16 protein-coding genes are annotated in these 19,791 nt (G+C 46.1%); 3 read left to right on the forward strand and 13 right to left on the reverse strand.

The window, feature by feature from the left end:
• Window position 1: 1 nt before the first annotated feature.
• The 4 genes from GJS45_RS01060 to GJS45_RS01075 all read right to left on the reverse strand — a co-directional run bounded on the left by GJS45_RS01060 (window position 2) and on the right by GJS45_RS01075 (window position 3,699).
• Window positions 2-331 carry a type II toxin-antitoxin system HigB family toxin gene (locus GJS45_RS01060; RefSeq protein ID WP_162339594.1) on the reverse strand — a complete coding sequence of 110 codons (330 nt, stop codon included), beginning with the start codon at window positions 329-331 and terminating at the stop codon, window positions 2-4.
• Between the two features lie 155 nt (window positions 332-486).
• Window positions 487-1,359, reverse strand: coding sequence for a 3'(2'),5'-bisphosphate nucleotidase CysQ family protein (locus GJS45_RS01065; RefSeq protein WP_162339595.1), 873 nt, complete (start codon window positions 1,357-1,359; stop codon window positions 487-489).
• A complete protein-coding gene (locus GJS45_RS01070; RefSeq protein ID WP_162339596.1) occupies window positions 1,360-2,322 on the reverse strand; it encodes a phosphotransferase in 963 nt (320 codons plus the stop codon).
• Between the two features lie 348 nt (window positions 2,323-2,670).
• Window positions 2,671-3,699: a zinc-dependent alcohol dehydrogenase family protein gene (locus GJS45_RS01075; protein WP_162339597.1), complete on the reverse strand. Its 1,029-nt coding sequence runs from the start codon at window positions 3,697-3,699 to the stop codon at window positions 2,671-2,673.
• A 212-nt stretch (window positions 3,700-3,911) separates the two neighbouring features.
• On the opposite strand from GJS45_RS01075, the gene ppsA reads away from it, so the two are divergent.
• Together ppsA and GJS45_RS01085 are read left to right on the forward strand one after the other, a co-directional pair.
• Complete coding sequence (gene ppsA, locus GJS45_RS01080; protein ID WP_162339598.1) at window positions 3,912-6,293, forward strand: phosphoenolpyruvate synthase; 2,382 nt, start codon at window positions 3,912-3,914, stop codon at window positions 6,291-6,293.
• A 267-nt stretch (window positions 6,294-6,560) separates the two neighbouring features.
• Window positions 6,561-7,112 (forward strand): DUF2911 domain-containing protein, encoded by a 552-nt coding sequence (locus tag GJS45_RS01085; protein WP_162339599.1) that lies wholly within the window; start codon window positions 6,561-6,563, stop codon window positions 7,110-7,112.
• Window positions 7,113-7,236: 124 nt separating this feature from the next.
• Here GJS45_RS01085 and GJS45_RS01090 read toward each other — a convergent pair whose 3' ends face one another.
• The gene (locus tag GJS45_RS01090; RefSeq protein ID WP_162339600.1) at window positions 7,237-7,596 is read right to left on the reverse strand and encodes an endonuclease domain-containing protein; all 360 of its coding nucleotides are present in this window, start codon (window positions 7,594-7,596) and stop codon (window positions 7,237-7,239) included.
• Between the two features lie 293 nt (window positions 7,597-7,889).
• Between GJS45_RS01090 and GJS45_RS01095 the strand changes: the two genes are divergently transcribed.
• The gene (locus GJS45_RS01095; RefSeq protein WP_162339601.1) at window positions 7,890-8,576 is read left to right on the forward strand and encodes a MarC family protein; all 687 of its coding nucleotides are present in this window, start codon (window positions 7,890-7,892) and stop codon (window positions 8,574-8,576) included.
• An 83-nt stretch (window positions 8,577-8,659) separates the two neighbouring features.
• Here GJS45_RS01095 and GJS45_RS01100 read toward each other — a convergent pair whose 3' ends face one another.
• From GJS45_RS01100 to GJS45_RS01135, 8 genes are all read right to left on the reverse strand, one after another.
• A complete protein-coding gene (locus tag GJS45_RS01100; protein WP_162339602.1) occupies window positions 8,660-10,366 on the reverse strand; it encodes a glycoside hydrolase family 43 protein in 1,707 nt (568 codons plus the stop codon).
• Between the two features lie 4 nt (window positions 10,367-10,370).
• Window positions 10,371-11,507 (reverse strand): endo-1,4-beta-xylanase, encoded by a 1,137-nt coding sequence (locus tag GJS45_RS01105; RefSeq protein ID WP_202928011.1) that lies wholly within the window; start codon window positions 11,505-11,507, stop codon window positions 10,371-10,373.
• A gap of 7 nt (window positions 11,508-11,514) precedes the next feature.
• Window positions 11,515-12,708, reverse strand: a complete 1,194-nt coding sequence (locus GJS45_RS01110; RefSeq protein ID WP_162339604.1) for an alpha/beta hydrolase fold domain-containing protein — start codon at window positions 12,706-12,708, stop codon at window positions 11,515-11,517.
• A gap of 155 nt (window positions 12,709-12,863) precedes the next feature.
• Window positions 12,864-13,292 (reverse strand): DsrE family protein, encoded by a 429-nt coding sequence (locus GJS45_RS01115; RefSeq protein ID WP_162339605.1) that lies wholly within the window; start codon window positions 13,290-13,292, stop codon window positions 12,864-12,866.
• Between the two features lie 41 nt (window positions 13,293-13,333).
• Window positions 13,334-16,456 carry an efflux RND transporter permease subunit gene (locus GJS45_RS01120; RefSeq protein WP_162339606.1) on the reverse strand — a complete coding sequence of 1,041 codons (3,123 nt, stop codon included), beginning with the start codon at window positions 16,454-16,456 and terminating at the stop codon, window positions 13,334-13,336.
• A 12-nt stretch (window positions 16,457-16,468) separates the two neighbouring features.
• The gene (locus GJS45_RS01125; protein WP_162339607.1) at window positions 16,469-17,632 is read right to left on the reverse strand and encodes an efflux RND transporter periplasmic adaptor subunit; all 1,164 of its coding nucleotides are present in this window, start codon (window positions 17,630-17,632) and stop codon (window positions 16,469-16,471) included.
• Window positions 17,629-19,071, reverse strand: coding sequence for a TolC family protein (locus tag GJS45_RS01130; RefSeq protein WP_162339608.1), 1,443 nt, complete (start codon window positions 19,069-19,071; stop codon window positions 17,629-17,631). The genes GJS45_RS01125 and GJS45_RS01130 overlap by 4 nt, the downstream gene beginning before the upstream one ends.
• A 162-nt stretch (window positions 19,072-19,233) precedes the next feature.
• The gene (locus GJS45_RS01135) at window positions 19,234-19,728 is read right to left on the reverse strand and encodes a hypothetical protein (RefSeq protein ID WP_162339609.1); all 495 of its coding nucleotides are present in this window, start codon (window positions 19,726-19,728) and stop codon (window positions 19,234-19,236) included.
• Between the last annotated feature and the right edge of the window lie 63 nt (window positions 19,729-19,791).

Raw genomic sequence — 19,791 nt, forward strand, 5'->3', positions numbered from 1 at the left:
TTTAACTAAAATCATCTACGATGTACTGCAAATTGTGCCTACATAATTTTGAATATGCAGCGTGTGTACCAATCCATTTGACATATAAATGAACCATTTTCGGTCCAAACCAAAACCCGCAAATTAACCGATAGCTGTTTCCTCCAATATTGAAAACGATTCGGTCATTACCAATCAAATCTGCTGCTCCAAAGGTATTCTGAACATCGTTTATGGTTTCCCAATCTGCTCTATTGATACTTTCTTTGAATTTCTCAAAAGAAACTTTGGATCGGGCGTGTTCCGAGACAAATTCTTCAATGGACTTCCATTTAATTACATGTACTCTCATAAAAACACCAAAGTTGAGAAAAAGTTCGCTTAAAGCGAAAAGTAAATATACTTCTTTTTAATTAAAGCGAAAGCATTCAATCAAAAAGACTTAAAACAAACATGATACCCATCCAATATCCCGTGCTTTTCTTTTCCCATACAACCTGATACGATTTAAAACTCTAACCGCAAAACCATCTCACTAATACTCTCCGTTGTCGCATACACCACCCCTTGCCGATGCATAAAGGTAGTTTCCGGCGTATTGAGGGCTAGTTTTTCGCCCTTACTATTGGATACCGGTACGCCCAATTCTTCAAAAATCAGGCGGGAGGCGGCAAAATCCCAGATGCTGCCACCTCCCGTTTGCGGTCGGGGGAATTTTACGTAGCAGGCATTGGCATGGGACAAGACACCCAAGGCATTCCGGACCGCACCAAAACCTACGTGGTATACCACATCCCGGTAATTTTCGGCTTTTGCCCATTGCTTCATCCGGTCGGTAAATGCTTTAAAATAGTCGGCCGACTGCATGCTGCTGTCCATATAGATATGGAAGACCTTATCATCGCTTGAATTTCCTAATTTAAATGGCTGGCCATTCAGGACCACCCCTTCTCCCTTTATAGCGCTGTAACATTCATCCTCATCAGGTATATAGACTAGGCCGATTACAGGATCTCCGGATTGGGAAACAAGGGCAATGGAAACGGCATACCCCGGCCGCTGCTCCGTAAAGGGCAAGGTACCGTCCAAGGGGTCAATGCACCAGAAGTAGTCTTTATGCAAGCGGGATTGATCATCGGCCGCTTCTTCCGTCAGCAAGCCCAGATCATATTGGACAATACCGGGCCGTAAATGTTTCAGAATGAGTTCCTGCGCCTGATAATCCACCTCGGTCACTACCTGCGAAGCCAACGAATAACCCCCCTGCTTGTCCTGTAGGTCATGGGGTTGATCAACTTGCGATTGAATCAGTTGCCCGGCTTCAATACTTGCTTTGATGGCGTTTTGGCAAAGTGTGGAAAGGGTACTTTTATTCAGCATTTAAACGTAATTTAATTCTTCTAATACGGACCGTGTAAGGCGCTCACTATAGCCATGCATCTTCCAATGGCCGGCACTCCAGCCATCCAGAAAGCGGTACAAATCGGCCCAGGCGAATTTGTAAAGCTCCATCCATTCATTTTTAACCAATTGAAAATCATTAGACTTATCAAGTGCCATTTCAAGTGAATTAAAATAGTGGTTCAGCAATTCATCCTCATGTATTTCGCAGGCTTCTGCGGTAAAACAACTGCTGATAAAATAGGCAACATCTTTTATGCCACAGCCTTTTCCAACGTATTGAAAATCCACTGCTGCCACTTGGTCTTCCGGGCCGAAACAGAAATTTGCCAACTTGGCGTCGCCATGTACAAGGGTTTGAAAGGTAGCTTCATTGAGCCTTTGATCGATCAGCGAAGCAGCCTGCTTCAGGGGTATATGATTCATTTTCATCCACTCATCGGGGCGGGTTTCCAGGTGCCAATAGGTACCCATTTCCCAGAGGCCAATGGGCGGTACCTGCATAAATTTGGCATGAAAACGGGCCAGCCAGGTCAGGCAGTTTTTGGCTGCTGCCAAGGAAACCGTATCGGGTGTCAAACGTCTGGGAAAACCCAAGGCATTCAGGTCTTCCATAATCAAGAGTCGCATGCTTTCCTCGGTTGTTGCATGCAGTAATTGAGGCACTTTACAGTCAGGTCCTGTTAATGGGGCATAATGCTGGTACCAGTAGCTTTCCACGGCATAGGATCTGATTTTGCGTTGGTGGGATAAATCGGTATGGGGGTGTTTACCAAATTCAGGCAGTAGTATATGCTTAACAATAACCGATGGATACTTCCCTCCTTCCAGTGTGTAGCGTTTAATGGAGCCATAACCACTCCATAAGGTTTGCACATGTGCGATCTCCGTGATGGCTGTAGCAACTGTACAGTGAAGAATTTGGGAGGCTATGGGAGGCATGGATTTTTTGGCATTGTATGGTTATAGAGGTGGGGTTGGCCTACGTAGGTTTCGGCAGCCTTCTCATGAGAGGCGATACCGGCATCAAATAAACTAGCGTAGCTGCTCTGTTGACAGCTCATCAGGATAGCTGCCGAAAGCCATAACTCGACAAGGATAAGTGACACATTGATTTTTTGCATGGAGTAGGTTATTGGATATTGCAAAATACGTTAAATCCGAACGAATGTCGGTTGACAAATGTAAAAAATCAACTTCCATTTTTCACAGTCTGGCATGACTTCCGATGGCATTCAATGGAAATAATTGCGCTGTTTCGGGTGAAACAACCGAAAAATCGTTATTTATTTACCGGCACAACAGCACCTTAGCTCCTTTCACATGTTTCTGTTTTAAATCCAATATGGCCTCATTGGCTTTACTGAAGGGATAAGTTTCCACTGTGGGGATAATGGGAATGGAAGCTGCCAGACTAAGAAATTCTTCTACATCTGATCTTGTGATGTTGGCTACTGTTTTTATTTCTTTTTCCATCCACAGATGGTCCCGATAAGATATATGCATAAGGGCTTCCTGGTCATCTGACTCTTTACGGATGGCATTGATCACCAGCCTGCCCCCAGGCTTTAGCTGCAGCAAGGACTCAATTGAAGTGGTCCAAACCGGGGTAGTATCAATGATGGCATTGAGCTTTTTAGGAGCTGTATCCGTAACTTTTCCCGCCCAACTGGCTCCCAGATCCATAGCAAACGCTTGCTCCTCTTTACTCCTGGCAAAAACAAATAAAGGGGAATTTGGGTACTGGTGGCGGGCCATTTTCAGAACCAGATGACCTGATGCTCCAAATCCTGTAAGCCCAAGCGTTTGTCCATCAGCAATGCCCGTCAGGTTAAGGGACCGGTAACCGATGGCACCGGCACACAATAATGGAGCAGCTTCAACATCGGAAAACCTGGATGGAATACGATAAGCAAATCGCTCGTCAACCACCATAAATTGGGCATATCCCCCGTTTTTATCCCTTCCTGTACCCATGAAATCAGGGCATAGATTTTCCAGGCCTACCAAACAAAATTCACATTGCCCACAGGCAGAAAATATCCAGGCTACTCCTACTCTATCTCCATTTTTAAAATTTTTAGAGCCTTTGCCACATTTGTCTACCAAACCTACAACCTGATGACCTGGCACAATGGGGTATTTTTCAGGGGGTGTCCGGCCTTCAATTTCATCCAATTCCGTGTGGCAAATCCCACAACAACTAATTTTAATCCTTATTTCAAAATCTTTCGGTTCAGGTACCGGCATTTCTGCCAGTTCCAGAGGATGTGTCACTTCATCCAGATTTGAAATTCTATGTAGGAGCCAGGCTTTCATAAAGCTTAAAGGTTTATTTCAATTCAATAAGGCAATGATCTACCTAATCATACCTTCAATTTACAATAATAGATCCTAATGTGCTGGATTAGCTTAAATTTCTTCTATTAATAATATTGCCAAAGCAATATCATAGATGCAAATGATTTTTATCATTTAAAATTGTTTTATAGCTAACTATCTTACTTTTTCTATTAACTGCAAGATTTATCATGTCTACCAATTGTATCCCTTTTTCATCCATCAAAAACAAAGACCTCCCCCTGGTAGGGGGAAAAAATGCTTCTCTCGGGGAAATGCTGGCAACACTTGCTCCCCTGGGCATTAAAATACCGGACGGTTTTGCGGTTACAGCTGCAGCATTCCGAACCTTTATCAAAGAAAATCAACTTAAGGAAAAGTTGGAGGCAGAATTGGCAACATTGGATAATGAAACGCTTGACAACCTGCCAACCATTGGTGCCAATTGCCGCGAGATCCTGTCCTCAAGGAAAATACCAAAAGAAATAGAAAAGGATATCTCGGCATCTTTTGAGGCCCTTCGGTCTGGCAATGAAATTTCAGTAGCCGTAAGGAGCAGCGCCACAGCCGAAGATTTGCCTACGGCAAGTTTTGCCGGACAGCATGATAGTTTTCTGAATATTGTAGGTCTGGACAACCTGCTGAAAGCCGTTCATCGATGTTACATTTCCCTTTTCAATGATCGGGCGATCAAATACAGGATAGACAATGGTTTTGAACATATGGACGTGGCCCTGTCTGTGGGGGTACAACACATGGTTCGCTCAGATAAAGGCAGTGCGGGAGTAATTTTTACCATTGATCCGGAAACGGGTTTTAGTAATGTCATTTACATCACTGCCGCCTGGGGATTGGGAGAAAACGTGGTGCAGGGAGCTGTAAACCCTGATGAATTTTTTGTTTTTAAACCATCCCTGGAAAACCAGAAAAAAAGCATCATCCACCGGAAGTTAGGAGAAAAGGAAAACAAGATGATATATGCAGCTGGTTCGGAAAAGCCCATCACCAATGTAACCACCAGCCCCTCCGAAAGATCCGTTTTCTGCATCTCAGACCAGGACGTACAGACACTGGCAGAATGGTCCTTTAGTATAGAAAAACATTATCAAATGGCCATGGATATAGAATGGGCCAAAGATGGGCTGAGCGGAGAACTATTTATCGTTCAGGCCCGGCCGGAAACCGTGCATGGGAAGCGGGATACCCTTTCCATTAAAGAATATACCTTAAAAACAAAAGCAACACCCATCTGCAAGGGAAAAGCGGTAGGGAGATCCATCGCCAGTGGCAGGGCCTGTATCGTCCAATCCCTGGCTGATGCCGGAAAAGTGCAAAAAGGAGATATCATTGTCGCAGACATCACGAATCCGGATTGGAATGCCATGCTGCGAAAAGCGGTATGTATCATTACCAACAAAGGAGGAAGGACCAGTCATGCATCTATTGTAGCCAGGGAATTGGGCATCCATGCCGTGGTAGGAACCTCCGACGCCACTGAAAAACTACATGACGGTCAAGTCATCACGGCTTCCTGTATTGAAGGGGATGAAGGCTTGGTTTATGAAGGAAAGCTGGAATGGGAAGAAAAGGAAATCAACGTCAGTGAAGTGCCGGAAACCCGAACCAAGCCCATGTTCATACTGGCTGATCCCCAGAAAGCATTTGAGTTTTCTTTTTATCCCAATCAGGGCGTTGGCCTGCTTCGCATGGAATTCATCATCACCAATGCCATAAGGATTCATCCCATGGCTTTGGTCAAATACCATGAACTCAGTGATAGCAATGACAAAAAAGCCATTGAGGCCATTACCCACCACTATGCCAACAAGAAAACTTATTTTGTGGAAAAGCTTTCAGAATCACTGGCGATGGTCGGGGCAGCTTTTTATCCCAAGGAAGTTATTGTCAGGATGAGTGACTTTAAAAGCAATGAGTACGCCCAACTGATCGGTGGTAAAATTTTTGAGCCAAAAGAAGAAAATCCTATGCTGGGTTTCAGGGGTGCTTCCCGCTATTACAATGAGCGGTACCGGGAAGGATTTGGCTTGGAGTGTGAAGCGATACGGCTGGTCCGGGACGAAATGGGTTTGACCAACATCAAGGTGATGATACCCTTTTGCAGGACAGTGGAAGAAGGAAAGCGGGTTTTGGAAACCATGAAGGATTTTGGCCTGCAAAGGGGAAAAAATGGGTTGGAAGTTTATGTTATGGCCGAAATTCCGAGTAATGTGATTCTGGCCAAAGAATTTGCAGAAATATTTGATGGCTTTTCCATAGGTTCTAATGACCTGACACAACTTGTGCTTGGGATTGACAGGGATTCTGCCATCATCAGTGACCTTTTTGATGAAAATAATGAGGCGGTCAAACAAATGTTGTCCGATGTGATTCAGACCGCCAAAAAATCCAGAGTAAAAATTGGCCTCTGCGGTCAGGCCCCAAGTGATTATCCTGAATTCGCAGGATTCCTTGTGAGCCAGGGCATAGACAGTGTTTCTTTTACCCCGGATGCTTTACTCAAGGGGATAGAAAACATCAGTATTGCCGAGCAAAAAGAAAATTTCAAAAAATAGGTTAATCATAATATATACCCGGAAGATAAAGAGAGCCCGAGGAATTAACCGAAACGCTTCTACCGGGCAGATCTAATACTTTCTCCCTGCGGAGAATACCAGTACCCGGCAGGATGGATAAGCCCACAAGTTGAAAAAGTTAGTACCTAATTTTATACCTGCGTAAAATACCAAAGACCACGATATGACCAAATCTGAATGATCATGCCGATCTTGGCCTGAATTTTCGATTATTTTTGTACCTTGAAAGGTATTAATTGCAAAACCATGAAAAGAAATATCCTTATAGGCACCGGTATCATCCTGCTGATTTTTATTATCTGGGTGGTCTACGGATTATTTATCGCCACTCCGGTAAGTCCACCTGCCATGGCTTCCTATAGCGAGGGCGGTCTGGAAATCAGTATCGATTACAGCCAGCCATCCAAAAAAGACCGACTTATCTTTGGGGAAGAAAGTGCTGGTGCGCTGCAGCCCTATGGACAATACTGGCGGCTCGGTGCCAATGCAGCAACGGAAATTACTTTTAATCAAGACGTAACCTTTGGTGGCAAACCGGTAGAAGCGGGAACCTACCGCATGTATGCGGTACCCGGAGCCGATGCCTTTGAAGTGATCCTAAACAGTGAGACGGGCGTATTCTTTGGTGCAACGGAACCGGATTACGAACGGGATGTAGTGAAAGTCCAGGCCCCTGTACAAAAAACCAATACCGTAGTAGAAACCTTTACCATAGACATCCACTCCTCCGATAATGGTGCCACCATAGCCTTTAGCTGGGATGATATTTTGTTTACCGTGCCGGTAGCCGGGCAATAATGAATTTTCACACTATCCTTTCTCCCCCTTCTGTTTTAGGAGTGGGGTGAGGGCTGGTCATATTACCTCCCCCTGTCTCCCCCTCCTGGAAACAGGAGGGGGTTGGGTCACCAACAGGATGCATTTACTTTTCTAAAAATGTTTCAATTACCTTCAAAATTTTGGAGGGATCTTCCTTCAGCTTACTATTCGAAAAGCGCAGCACTTTAATCCCATACGATTCCAAAATTGCATCCCTTTCCCGGTCTGCCAACAATCCTTCTTCGGTGTAATGAGGCGCACCGTCCAACTCGATCGTCGGTCTCGCTTCCGGACAATAAAAGTCCAAGATAAAATCTCCGAAACTGTGCTGCCGCCTAAACTTTTTACCTTTCAGTTTCCGGCCTTTTTGCTGTTGCCAAAGGTCAGATTCGGCTGGAGTAGGACTGTTGCGCAAAGTTCTCCTAATTTCTTTAAGCGTTTTTTTATTGTTCAGCTGTCCCATTATTGCCGAAATTGTTTACAAATTTATTTTAATGTGATTTTTAAATCAAAAAGGGCAAGTTGCTAAATATTAGACTGTTATATAAAATTATCTATAGCTTTTACAATCCTATTCTCCCCCTCCTGTTTTAGGAGGGGGGCCGTGGGGTGGTCCGGTTCATCGAAAATCACTCCCTGAAAATTGCTCGTATCGAATGTAAAGGTGCGTGGCTGTAAACGTTCATTTCCTGGAAGTAAATTTGGCATACATCCTGCTTGCAGTTAGTTGACCCAAAAAGAATCGTGTTACAAACTATGAATTGGAGCTTGAACCTTAACTTTCTCGCGGCGATGCTGGCCATGGTAAACCCCATTGGCCTGATACCCATTTGGTATGAATTAACGGGAGATTCAATCCCACGGATCAGGAGGCGGGTGGCACTAATGGTTACCGCTACCTCTTTTTTTATTTTACTGGTGTTTTTACTTCTTGGAAAGTATATTTTGGGATTTTTCAGTATTGACATTGAAGTATTTAAAATTGCAGGAGGGTTTCTGTTAATGTTTACTGCCTTGTCCATGATCCAGGGCTCCGCTACCAAATTGCAGGACATACAGGAGGAAGCGGATACGGATCTGAAATTGGCAAAATTACGGTTCGAAAAAGTAATGGTTCCCCTCGCCATTCCCATGCTGGCTGGACCAGGTTCCCTCACCACAGTGTTGTTGTACAGTTCTAGCGCTACAAATGCCAGCACCTATGCCGGTTTATCCGGCGTTTTATTACTGAGTTACTTTTTTCTTTTTATTGTTTTCAGTTTTTCCCATTTGGTAGAAAACAAGGTGGATGATATTGTTTTTGCCGGGTTTACCAGGTTGTTTGGTTTAATTGTCGCCGCTATTGCGGTCCAATTTATGGTAGAGGGATTGGGAGAGGTTTTTCCAAACTGGATGGAAGGTGATTCAGCGGTGAATTCGGGAGAAGCAATCGGAGAAAAGTAAGCGGCCATATCTTTTCATTTCCGGTACAATTACCCGACCTCTAGCAAATAAAATCATAAAGAATCCTGCAACTAAAGAATAGCTTAATCTTGCCCGGCATAGGTAAAATTGTAAAACGAAGCGGTATTGGAGGAAGGGATTCCCGAGGAACTGGCGTACGGACCCATGGTCACTCCTACAAATCCGCCGGCAACTCGGGTACTGAGGTATTCTCCTTCTTTGAAATCATACAAGGGCAGCCAATCTCCGTTCTGCTTCATCGCAAAACGATACGCTGGCATGTCAAAATCTACTTTCAGGGTTATGTGATCCTGCGCCCCATCCAATTCCTGCTCTGCCTGGATCTCGTATTCCTTCTCTCCATTGGCTTTCAGTACTTGAACCACTGCATTGCCCGCTGTATTTTGGCTGATACAAAGGAACAAGTGATGCGTTTCGTTTTGGAAAAGTAACAAGCCGGCTTTTTCCTTTGGATTACGGGCATTAAAGGACATTTCCAGTGTGGCTTGTCCTTTATTATGTTGCTGCCTTCTGCCGATAAAACTGGGATTAGAGGTTCCAAACACCGATTCCGGCCTTACTTGAAACGTGAGCTTTTTGTCCGCGATCCGATACCATTTGCTCGTGGGCACACGGATGAAAAACCAGTAATCGGCCAGTTTTTCCTTATCAAAATCATCGGAAATGGTAAAATTTCCGGAGAGCGGAAAATGGTCTTCAAAGGTATGTTCCGGCAAATCCGGCCTGGGGTATTGGTATTGCACTTCTTCGTAATCAGGATTAATGATGGGCCAGTCGTCATCGGTCCATTTCACCGGAGCTAAAAAGGTTTCCCTTCCAATGTTATAATGATCCTCCGTGTCATAGGGTCTGGTGGCGAGAAATACCGCCCACCACTCGCCATTTTTAGTTTCTATCAGATTGGCATGTCCCGTAGCTGAGATGGGATTGGGCCGGTTCGGGTCCAAATGCCGCTGGGTCAAAATGGGATTGTCCTCGTATGGAATAAAGGCTTCATTGAGGTCCCTGGTTCTGAAAATTACCTGGGAGTGGTTGACGCTGGTCCCTCCTTCTGCTGCGCAAAGGTAATAGTAGCCCCTGGTCTTAAAGATATGGGGACCTTCTATCCATACGGGTTTTTCACCTATGTTCACACCACCATTCACTAGTACCCGGTTCTCTCCTACTGTTTTTAGGGATTCAAGGTCAAACCCGATGATCCGGATGGTCCGATGGCCACTGTAAAGGGGGCGGTTATTCGGGGCATCACCATTGTATATAATATAGGAATTGCCGTCATCGTCAAAGAACAAAGAAGGATCTATGCCCCGGACAGCAGGCAACCAGATGGGCTTGCTCCAGGGTCCCTCTGGTTCAGTGGCTGTTACCACAAAATTCCCCCCTTTGCCTACCAGGGTGGTCAGCATGTAAAACACCCCATCATGGTATTGGATGGTGGGGGCAAATATTCCCTCGGAAATGCCCAAACCTTCTACATCCATCTGCTCGGGTCGTTCCAGGATATGTCCTAGCTGTCTCCAATGCACCAAATCTTTACTATGGAATACCGGTACTCCGGGGAAGAAGGAAAAAGTGGAATTGACCAAATAAAAATCTTCCCCCACTGCGTAAATACCCGGGTCCGGAAAAAACCCGGGGAAAATAGGATTGCTAAAGGTTTCCTCACGTTGCTCCTGGCCCCAAACGGAGAAGACCGAAAAGTAAAAAAAGGCACTAAGTATTAAGGGCAGTAGTATCGGTCGGTCAAGTTGGAATGGATTTTTCTTCATGGATTTACTGATTATTCATGAGTTCAACTAATGCATGCACGATAGGCTTCGCCTGATACTCCCTGTCAAAAAGCAGTGGATAATCCGTTCTACCCCGGACGGGCCAATTGTTTTTCCAGGACTGGGCATCTGCTGCACCCCAAGTGGTTACCCGGCTGATTTTATCGGCATGTTTCAGAAACATTTTGAAAAAATCCAGGTAGCGTTCGGTGAAAGCGGCATTTACCTCATCCGGCAACCCCTTTGTATAAGGGTTGAACTTTTCCTGATAGGCTCTGGTATCGGAAATTTCAGCTCCTCCCTCATTCCCAGGGGAAGGCAATACACTCAGATCCAGTTCGGTCACCATCACGGTTACCCCAAGAGCTGCAAAAGTGGTGACGCTTTTTTCAAATTCATCCAGGGAAGGGTGATGCATCCCCACATGCCCCTGCATGCCAATACCATCTATTCTTAGTCCATTTTCCTGTAAAGCCTTTACCATTTTGACCACTCCTCCCCTTTTACCGGCATTGGCCATGGAATAATCATTGTAGTACAATGCCGCCTCCGGATCGGCCTCATGGGCATACTGAAAAGCCAGTTGAATAAATTCCTCGCCCAGAATCTCGTAAAACTTGCTTTCCCGGTAGGATCCATCGTCAAGAATGGCTTCATTGACCACATCCCAGCCATGAACTCGCCCTTTGTACCTGCCCACCACGGTTTTTATGTGACTTTCCATCCGTTGTTTTAAAACTTCCGGGGAAACATCATTGCCTTGTTTATCGGTAAAAAACCAGCGAGGAGCCTGAGAGTGCCAGATCAAGGTATGTCCTATGATGTGCATGTCATGCGCTTCTCCAAATGCCACAAAAGCATCGGCCAGTCCAAAGGTAAACTCCCCCTCCCGGGGCTGCAGGCGTTCGCTTTTCATCACATTTTCGGGGGTGATGGAATTAAACTGCGTTTTAATCAGAGCTACCTCCGCTTGATTTTCCCCGCTAATTTGACGGCGATTCATGGCCGTCCCCATATAAAACTTCCCATCAAACAGCTCCTTCAGTGACTGAGCAGCCCCATCCGTGGAGCTATTAGGGGTGGTTTGCGCATGGCCTCCCCAACTTAATAGTACTGCGATTGTAACTAAGACTATTTTCATCGTTTTTCTAGTAAAAGATACCATCAAAGAATCCCCTCATTTCGGCTGCATACAGCTGGCCATAGCGGGCAAAAGTAGCTCTGGTTTGCGCATCCGGCTTCCAGTCGAAAAAAGCATGACCTGCACCCTCTACCTGTATGTAGCTGACCTTTTGTCCCTTATCCTGAAGCACCTCTACATAAGATTGAATCATCTCATGCGATATAAGCGGATCCTTCGTACCACGAACTATGAAATGAGGTATTGCTCGCTTCTGGACATAAGGCACATGCCTGATGGGGGAAACCGCATCCCAATAACCACGATCTGTCTGCTCCATAAATCCTTTAAAATCAACGGCATCGGATGGTCCATAGCTTGGAGCCGCTGCCATTATGGCCCTGCTGATTTCCTCTTTTACCTGATCTACTGATTTGGATGAAGGAATATAGCTGGGCATAAACGCATAAAGCCCCTCCTGCTCTCCAAAGCCCCCATTTCCAATATGTGGACCGAGTAGCACTGCTGTTTCTGATAAATGGCCACCGGCACTGTCTCCGGTTACCGCAATCCGCGTGGGATTGGCACCGTATTCCAGGGCATGCTCCTGAATATGGGCAATGGCTCCAAATACATCTTCTATGAGCTGGTGCATGTGGTTGGGAGTAGGATCTCCATCCAGTTTATTGATCCAGCGGTAGTCAATACTGAATACAACGTATTTTCTTTCTTTGACCAGCTCCCGAGCCAGTCCACGCATGATATCTTCGTTATTGGAGGACCAGCCTCCGCCGTGGATGATGACGATTGCCGGAAGTTGCCTGGCTCCCTTAGGGGAATAAACATCGTATTTCAAGGGTTTCACGCCTGGTTGGGCATATACCACATCCTGAATTACCTGGATGTTTTCCACCAGGGAATCTTCAACAAAAACGGCACCCAAGGTCATGTCCTTTGTCACTGTTAGGGTAACTTCGGGGGTAAAATATTCCTTGCTTGTCGTTCCCCACATGCCGTCTTTTACCGTGTAATAAATGGCATCCAGGCTATAACCGGAAGCAGGACTAGCTTTGATGGTTAACGCTGTCCCCGCTTTTACCATTCCGTCGGGAGGAATTTCCGGCCATATACTGAAAGACCCGTTTTCCGCCGGACTAAAGGTCACCTGGTAGTTGTCTGCTGAATTTTTATCGGCGGCCGTTTTCTGATTCGTTTTTGCCATCAATCGTGGAATTAGAGTCCTCTAGAAAATTAGAAATACTACACTGACGATCGTCGCATAAATTTTTTAAATGATAACGCCCGGACTGACGAGGATGGAACACTTATTTGGGCGTTGATCGGCAATAAGCCACTACCCAAGAAACCCTAGCCGCACTAATTACCCGCCTTGATATACGCCCAGCCCTGCTCCTGCTTAATGATGATTTCTGCCAGTGCCGAAGGGACGGTAATCACGCCAGATATTAGGTCATCTTTACTTGCTCCGGCCCTTCGCATGGTATTTTCACAGGCAGCGAAGACAACCCCTCGGCTAAGCAGGTCTGTAATACCTGATTTTACCTGGCTTTGGGCATCAAGAAGTAGCGGCAAGGCTTTTCCATGACAGATCACCTCAATTTCCGCATTGGGCAGGGCCCTTAGGATGTTATTGAGTTGGCCGATGGCTTGTTCCTGGTCAGCGGCTTCTCCTTTGGTGACCTGGAATACCACCCGGTGGACTTCCTGATCCACTACTTGCGCCCGGAGGTAAAACGGGCTGGTAAGCAATACTAAAAGCAGTATTGTACGAACAAATAATATCATAGATATATAAATTTGTCCGAATATACGGCTATTTTACCATTTTATGCAGATATCTCTTCCTGCTTTTCAGCTGGTTTTGCCGCTTGCACCAGGTCATCAAAGATCATATAGAGGCAAGGTACGATTACCAAAATAATGGCGGTAGCAAAAATAATCCCAAAACCTAAGGAAATGGCCATTGGAATCAACTGCATCGCCTGACTGGAGGTTTCCAGAATAATAGGTGTCAATCCGCCAAAGGTCGTCAGGGTCGTCAAAATAATGGGTCGGAACCTTCGTACGCCCGCCTCATGAATGGCTTCAAAGGCAGTGGTATGCTCGCCGCGGTGCTTGTTAGCATAGTCGATCATAATCAGGGAATCATTAACCACCACTCCTGAGAGCGCAATTACTCCCATCAGGCTGACCAGGGAAAGGTCATATCCCAACAGAATATGCCCTATTACGGCCCCTACGATTCCGAATGGAATGGCCATCATGATCACAATGGGCTGGGTATAACTTCCAAGAGCAACCGCCAATAGACAGAAAATAAGTAGCATGGCAATAATAAAACCGGACCAAAGCGCTTCTGTAGATTCCCGCATTTCGGCCTGACTTCCTTCATAGGTCCAGGCTAAACCAGGGAAATCTGCTCGCAGCTGTGGCAAAACCCGTTCGTTCATTGCATTAAGAACCCGGGTTTGGGCAGCCGGTGGTTCCACGTCCATACCAACGTTTACCACACGCTTGCCGTCCCGGCGATTGATATTGGTAAAGGTTTCGCCTTCCTGTATGCGCACCACATCCATCAAGGGTACCGCAGTGCCATTGGGAGCCTGAATGATAAAATCTTCCAGGTAGTCCATGTCTTTGCGCTCTTCCAAAGGCAATTTTACCCGGATCTCAAACTCGTTGATTCCCCGTAGTTGCCGCATAGCCAACGCACCAAAAAAGGCATCCCGGATCTGCTGGCCTACGATATTTGGCGTAAGCCCCAGGTTGCGCCCTTCCGGCAACAGCTCAAATCCCAGTTGCAGCTTGCCTTTATTGTAATTATCGCTTACATCCCGGGTTTCGGAAAATTCATTTGCACGTTGCAAAAATTCTTCCGTGGCCCGCTCCAGGACATCAATATCCGGATGACTTAAATCCACACTGATATCCTGTCGTGCGCCTCCCGGTCCGCGTTCTGCTTCAAAGTTTATTTGGTCTACTCCTTTAATGTCGCCAATATTATCCCGCCATAGTTCGATCAATTCTTTGGGACTCATGTCTCGCTGATCCGGTGGTTTCATGACAATTTCCACATCTATAAAATCCTTTCCCCGAACATTGGTTTTTACCCCCTCTGCCACTTCATACAGGTTATGGGTTTCAAACATGTTTCGGGTATTCGTCGTGATTTCCCTGGCAATTTTTGCGGCCTGATCATTAGTGGTTCCAACCGGAAGGCGAACAGCAGCCTCGATTTCGTCTGCAGCCACTTCCGGCATCAACACCATCCCCATATGATCACTGTAGCCAAACCCTCCTACCAAAATTAAAAGAGAAATGGCTGCGGAAAAAGTGAGGTAGCGATTTCGCAGGCAAAGATCCAGGAAAGGCTTATAGGTTCGATTGACAAAACGGTTAAATCCTTCTGCGATGGTCCCTTGCCAGGTTTCCAGTCTTAGAATCCAGGGATGCTTTTTTGCTTTGGGGGTCTTCGTAACATGAGACGGTAAAATGTAAAGGGCCTCAAAAAGTGAAACAAAAAGCACTACGATCACCACCACCGGAAGGGGCCACCAGTATTTACCGGTTTCACCCGGGATAAATAACAGGGGAACAAACGCAATTACGGTGGTCAGAATACTGATAACCACCGGTTTTGACACATCTTTGGCACCCAGGATCGCTGCATCCATATAGGAATAGCCCTTTTGGCGGTATTCATATATATTTTCCCCCACCACAATGGCATCATCCACTACGATTCCCAAAACGATCAAAAAGCCAAACATGGAGATCATATTGATGCTGATTCCCACGGCGGGAAAAAAGATCATGGCACCCACAAACGAAATGGTCATACCCATCATGACCCAAAAAGCCAATCGGTATTCCAAGAATAATCCCAAGATGACGAGTACGATTACGATAGCCATCAAGCCATTTTCGGTGAGCAAGGAGAGTCTCTCGCGGAAATCTTCTGCCCGGTTACTCTCAACCCGTACCTGCACACCCGGAGGTAAACTAGGTTTAAACTCCTCTAAAATCGTTTTCACCGCAGCTTCTATTTCAAGAGGAGATTGATTACCAATTCGGAATACCTCCAGGTCCACCGTATTTTGTTGTTCAAATTGCCCGTGAAATCCTACTTCTTCAAAGCCGTCTCGAATAGTGGCGATATCTCCCAGGGTGACCGTAGAGCCGGATTCGGAAGATATGATGTCAATTTTCGCAAATTCATCTGCGACAAGTTTGCGCTCTTCCATCCGAAGCAGAATTTCTCCGGATAGGGTTTCAATCGATCCGGCTGGGATGTCGCGACTGGAGTTCCCGATTAGATCCGCTACCTGTCCTAAGGTTAGATTGTACTTCAGTAAGGTGTTTCGGGGAATTTCCACATGCGTCACGAAATCAGGCACGTTGCCAATTTCTACCTGGGTGATTTGATCGTCACTTAAAAAGCGAGTTCGAAGCCTTTCTGCCAGAATACGCAACGTCCAGACATCTACATCCCCATAAATCCCCACCTGCATCACATCCATCTGTTGATTTTGAAGCACAATCTGGGGCCTTTCGATGTCGTCCGGAAAAGTCTGTATCCGGCTTACCGCCTGATTGATATCCTGAAGGGCTTTCATGCGGTCAGTACCTGGAATCAACCAAATTTCCACGGTACCCGAACCTTCATTCGCCGAAGAAATAATCTCCCTAATCCCCTGTACTTCTCGTACGATTTCTTCCACAGGGAGGACGATGCCCTGCTCCACTTCCTCTGGTGCCGCTCCGGGATAGACCACGGATATTTCCACAATGTCCAGTTGAAACTGCGGAAAAACCTCCTTTTGAATGGTATACATGGTATACACACCACCTGCAAGCAAGATAACCATCAGCAGGTTCGTGATGATGGGTCTTCGGGCCATAAAGGCAATGGCTCCTTTTTCAGTATCGGGCTTTGTTCCTTCTTTCATGACGATGGTAGGTTAATCTTCATCCAGGCGAAGCGGCGAACCGTCCACCACGGTAGCCAGATCGGTGGCTACTACCTGTGCGTTGTCTTCTAATCCTTCATTGATATAAGCATAATCCTGATCTTCAAATAGAATAGTTACTTCCCTGATAGCCAACTCCCCATCTTCCATGACCCAGACGGTATTTCCAGGTCGAATGTATTGGCGTTCCAGACGGGTAACATCTTCCAGTTTCCGAGCTTCAATTTGAACTTCGACGAAGGTTCCAATAATTAGCGGTGGTTTATCCGGGTCGGGTTCCCGTCGCATCAGTGGATCTTGTACCTGTATGATAACCCTTGCGAGCCGGGTTTGGTTATCCAATGAACCCACCAGCCGCGAAACCTTACCCTCCCGGAATTGGCCAGGCTCCCAGGCAGCAGGGTGAACGATTTTTACCGGAGCTCCTGAACCATCTGTATTTTCTCCAATCTCCAGCCAATTTACCTTGGAAAGGGGGACGTTGGCCATTACCCAATATTCGTCAATGCCTACCAGGCGGCCAATATCTGAGCCGGGGGCGATTTGAGAACCGAGGTTCACATTCCGCGATAAAATATGTGCGTCGAAAGGTGCCCTAATGCTCGCCCGTTCCAAATCCAGTGAGGCTTGGTTGACGGCCGCTTCGGCAGCTGCTACATTGGCCTTTGCCGCCTCCAATTGTGGTTTGCGAAGAACAAGGTTTCGGTTTTCAGTGGATAATTCATCTCCAATAAGTTCGTAATCTTTTAGGGCCACGTCCTGCCTACCCAGCTCCACCTCATAATCGGATTGAGCAAGGGCCAAATCACTTTTCCTAAGCATGAGGGTGTTTTCGAAATCGGCAGGATTGATTTGAAGCAGCAGCTCGCCCTTATTCACATAGGCTCCCGGAAGAAACTTGGAGGCGATACGGGTGACCTCCCCTCCTACCTGATTGCTGAGAGAAATATCCGTGGCTGGCTGGACAATGCCGGTAGCTACCACAGTAGGCGAAAAATCTCCCCGTTCGGCCTGTACCACATCTACTAGCATGGCAGTGGTCTTGGAAGCTCCTTCCATCTCCGCTTCGGGAGCTGTCCAAAAAAAGATCAGGACTACGAGAATACTGCCTGCCAATAATCCCAGGCTAATCCATATGGTTTTCTTTTGCGTCATTCTGTCGGAATTGTGTTTTCATTAAAGCTAAATTCTCCTCCGGTTTCATTGGGCGTTTCAAAGCCTCCTGCAAGCGCGCGAAATAGCGCAACCCGAAATAGCAACTGATCCAATTCGGCACTTACCAAATCTCTTTTCAATTGCTGCATTTGGTCCAGACTTACCAATACGTCGAGGTAGGCAATGGAACCATTTAGGTATTCGACACGTAATTGCTGGAAGGCTCGTTCGGCCAGGTCAAGCTGGTTTTCAAGATAGCCTATTCGTTCTTTTTGAAGGCTTTCCCGGATCAAGGCATCTTCCACTTCCTGAAGTGCCAATAAAACGGTCTGCCCATACGCTTGTATCTGTTGCTCCCGGAAAGCTTCTGCCTGTTCTTTTTCAGCATTTAGCCTTCCTCCATAAAAAAGGGGCATCAGCAGACTACTGGTCAGTGACGCTGCCTGGGACTCTACCAGATTGGTGAGCGTATTCGATCGGAGGGCTCCGGTAAAGTTAAATGTCAGCCTGGGGTAAGTATTGCTTATGGCAACTGCCACCTCTCTATCTGCGGCCTCCATTTGATTGAAGCTACTCTGAACATCCGGCCGACGGTTGATTAATTCCATCGGAAGGCCTGCATCAGGCAAGGGGCCTAATTCGGGAAGGGCATTTTCCGATGGAAGGGAGATACTTCCCGGTGCCGCTCCCAATAAGACGGTTAACCGGTTCTGGAGTGTTTTCACTTCTATCTGAATGGCGGTTGCCTGTTCTTGGGTATTTTGGATCAACTGCTCCTGGCGCAGTATGTCCACTCCCCTCACCTGTCCGCTGGCAAATCGGGCGCGGATCAATGCCAACACCTGTTGATTGTATTCCGTTTGCTCCTGAATCAGATCCAACTGCTCCTGAAAGGCCTGCAAGGAAAACCAGGTCAGGGCTACTTCTCCTGCAATGCTAATGGCCAGGGTTTGGTAGTCTAGAAAGGAAGCTTTTAGCCGGTTTTCAGCGGCTAGCTTGCTCTGTTTAACCCTACCCCAAAGATCCACTTCATAACTACTTCTCAATGATAACTGGGTGTTTTCACCACCTACAAAATCAGGAACTGGCCGACTGGCTCCACCCTGTAACTCTAAAAAAACCTGTGGAACCCTTTCAGATGCTATAATGGCCACATTACTGGCTTCCTGCGCTACCTGATACCAGGAACTTTTCAAGTCAAGGTTATAATAAAGCGCACTATCAATTAATGAATTCAGTGCGGGATCTCCAAAGGATTTCCACCAATCCGTTTCTAACGCTGATGCACCTGTGGAAAGGGAAAAGGTCTCTGGAACGGCCACCGGAACATCTCTGGTAGTAATTTTATTTCCACAGCTTGCGGCAAAAACCAGAAAAACCAGGGACCAAATAGTCCGAAGCTTACCTCGCCGCAAAATGAATGCAGCATATAAATTCATTTGAGAAGAGATTTTATAGGGCAAAAGATCCTTTGTTTTTTATTGAAGTTAGTAAAAATCACCGGGTAATCAATCCCATCAAGGGAACATGGAGATCCGGCAGAAAGCAAAGTAGGGCAACAATTTGAAGAGAATCTGATTTCGATCGAATCATTTCCTCACTTAAGGAACGTTGTTGATTGGCTTTTTGAGATTTTCCAGCTGTTCCCGATAGTCAAATTGAAGGTCTTCGTGTAGCTTATCGATGAGCTTCTCTACTTTACCCACCTGCATGGCATACAAGTTATCAATGACTGGATATCGGTATTCCAAATAGCCAAACTCCTCTAGTTGCTGACAGAAAAAAGTGATTAATTCAATCTTTACCTGCGGATCTTTGGTGAATTTAAGGTTTTTGTTTAAGATCCTGCGAATGCCTTGTGCAGCCTTTTTCGCTACATAATAGTTTTTGCTATTGGCGGAGTAGAATGCACTTTCCAATTCTTCTTTTACCGTATCCAGGAAAAGAGAGGCATCGTCATTCTCGAATAATTTAAAGTATAGATAGGCCTTATTATCTCGGTTGAGCTTACTAAGATGCAGGATTAGCTCGATCAATTCGGTAGAATTTCGATGCTGCAGTTCCTTTTTAAGGCTGGCTAAGCTGGGTAATTGCATGATTTTTCGGTGCGTGAAGGTTCCAAAATCTTACCGGAAATTTCCGAAGTAGGGTAGCAAAAG

This window comes from Cyclobacterium salsum (genome assembly GCF_010119245.1).
GTDB lineage: Bacteria > Bacteroidota > Bacteroidia > Cytophagales > Cyclobacteriaceae > Cyclobacterium > Cyclobacterium salsum.

What these genes read in the sequence shown, in the direction of transcription:
- GJS45_RS01095 (WP_162339601.1), top strand. Translation starts at nt 7,890, where the DNA reads ATGAATTGGAGCTTGAACCTTAACTTTCTCGCGGCGATGCTGGCCATG.
- GJS45_RS01115 (WP_162339605.1), bottom strand. Translation starts at nt 13,292, where the DNA reads ATGATATTATTTGTTCGTACAATACTGCTTTTAGTATTGCTTACCAGC.
- GJS45_RS01120 (WP_162339606.1), bottom strand. Translation starts at nt 16,456, where the DNA reads ATGAAAGAAGGAACAAAGCCCGATACTGAAAAAGGAGCCATTGCCTTT.
- GJS45_RS01065 (WP_162339595.1), bottom strand. Translation starts at nt 1,359, where the DNA reads ATGCTGAATAAAAGTACCCTTTCCACACTTTGCCAAAACGCCATCAAA.
- GJS45_RS01075 (WP_162339597.1), bottom strand. Translation starts at nt 3,699, where the DNA reads ATGAAAGCCTGGCTCCTACATAGAATTTCAAATCTGGATGAAGTGACA.
- ppsA (WP_162339598.1), top strand. Translation starts at nt 3,912, where the DNA reads ATGTCTACCAATTGTATCCCTTTTTCATCCATCAAAAACAAAGACCTC.
- GJS45_RS01130 (WP_162339608.1), bottom strand. Translation starts at nt 19,071, where the DNA reads ATGAATTTATATGCTGCATTCATTTTGCGGCGAGGTAAGCTTCGGACT.
- GJS45_RS01135 (WP_162339609.1), bottom strand. Translation starts at nt 19,728, where the DNA reads ATGCAATTACCCAGCTTAGCCAGCCTTAAAAAGGAACTGCAGCATCGA.
- GJS45_RS01085 (WP_162339599.1), top strand. Translation starts at nt 6,561, where the DNA reads ATGAAAAGAAATATCCTTATAGGCACCGGTATCATCCTGCTGATTTTT.
- GJS45_RS01110 (WP_162339604.1), bottom strand. Translation starts at nt 12,708, where the DNA reads ATGGCAAAAACGAATCAGAAAACGGCCGCCGATAAAAATTCAGCAGAC.
- GJS45_RS01090 (WP_162339600.1), bottom strand. Translation starts at nt 7,596, where the DNA reads ATGGGACAGCTGAACAATAAAAAAACGCTTAAAGAAATTAGGAGAACT.
- GJS45_RS01105 (WP_202928011.1), bottom strand. Translation starts at nt 11,507, where the DNA reads ATGAAAATAGTCTTAGTTACAATCGCAGTACTATTAAGTTGGGGAGGC.
- GJS45_RS01060 (WP_162339594.1), bottom strand. Translation starts at nt 331, where the DNA reads ATGAGAGTACATGTAATTAAATGGAAGTCCATTGAAGAATTTGTCTCG.
- GJS45_RS01070 (WP_162339596.1), bottom strand. Translation starts at nt 2,322, where the DNA reads ATGCCTCCCATAGCCTCCCAAATTCTTCACTGTACAGTTGCTACAGCC.
- GJS45_RS01100 (WP_162339602.1), bottom strand. Translation starts at nt 10,366, where the DNA reads ATGAAGAAAAATCCATTCCAACTTGACCGACCGATACTACTGCCCTTA.
- GJS45_RS01125 (WP_162339607.1), bottom strand. Translation starts at nt 17,632, where the DNA reads ATGACGCAAAAGAAAACCATATGGATTAGCCTGGGATTATTGGCAGGC.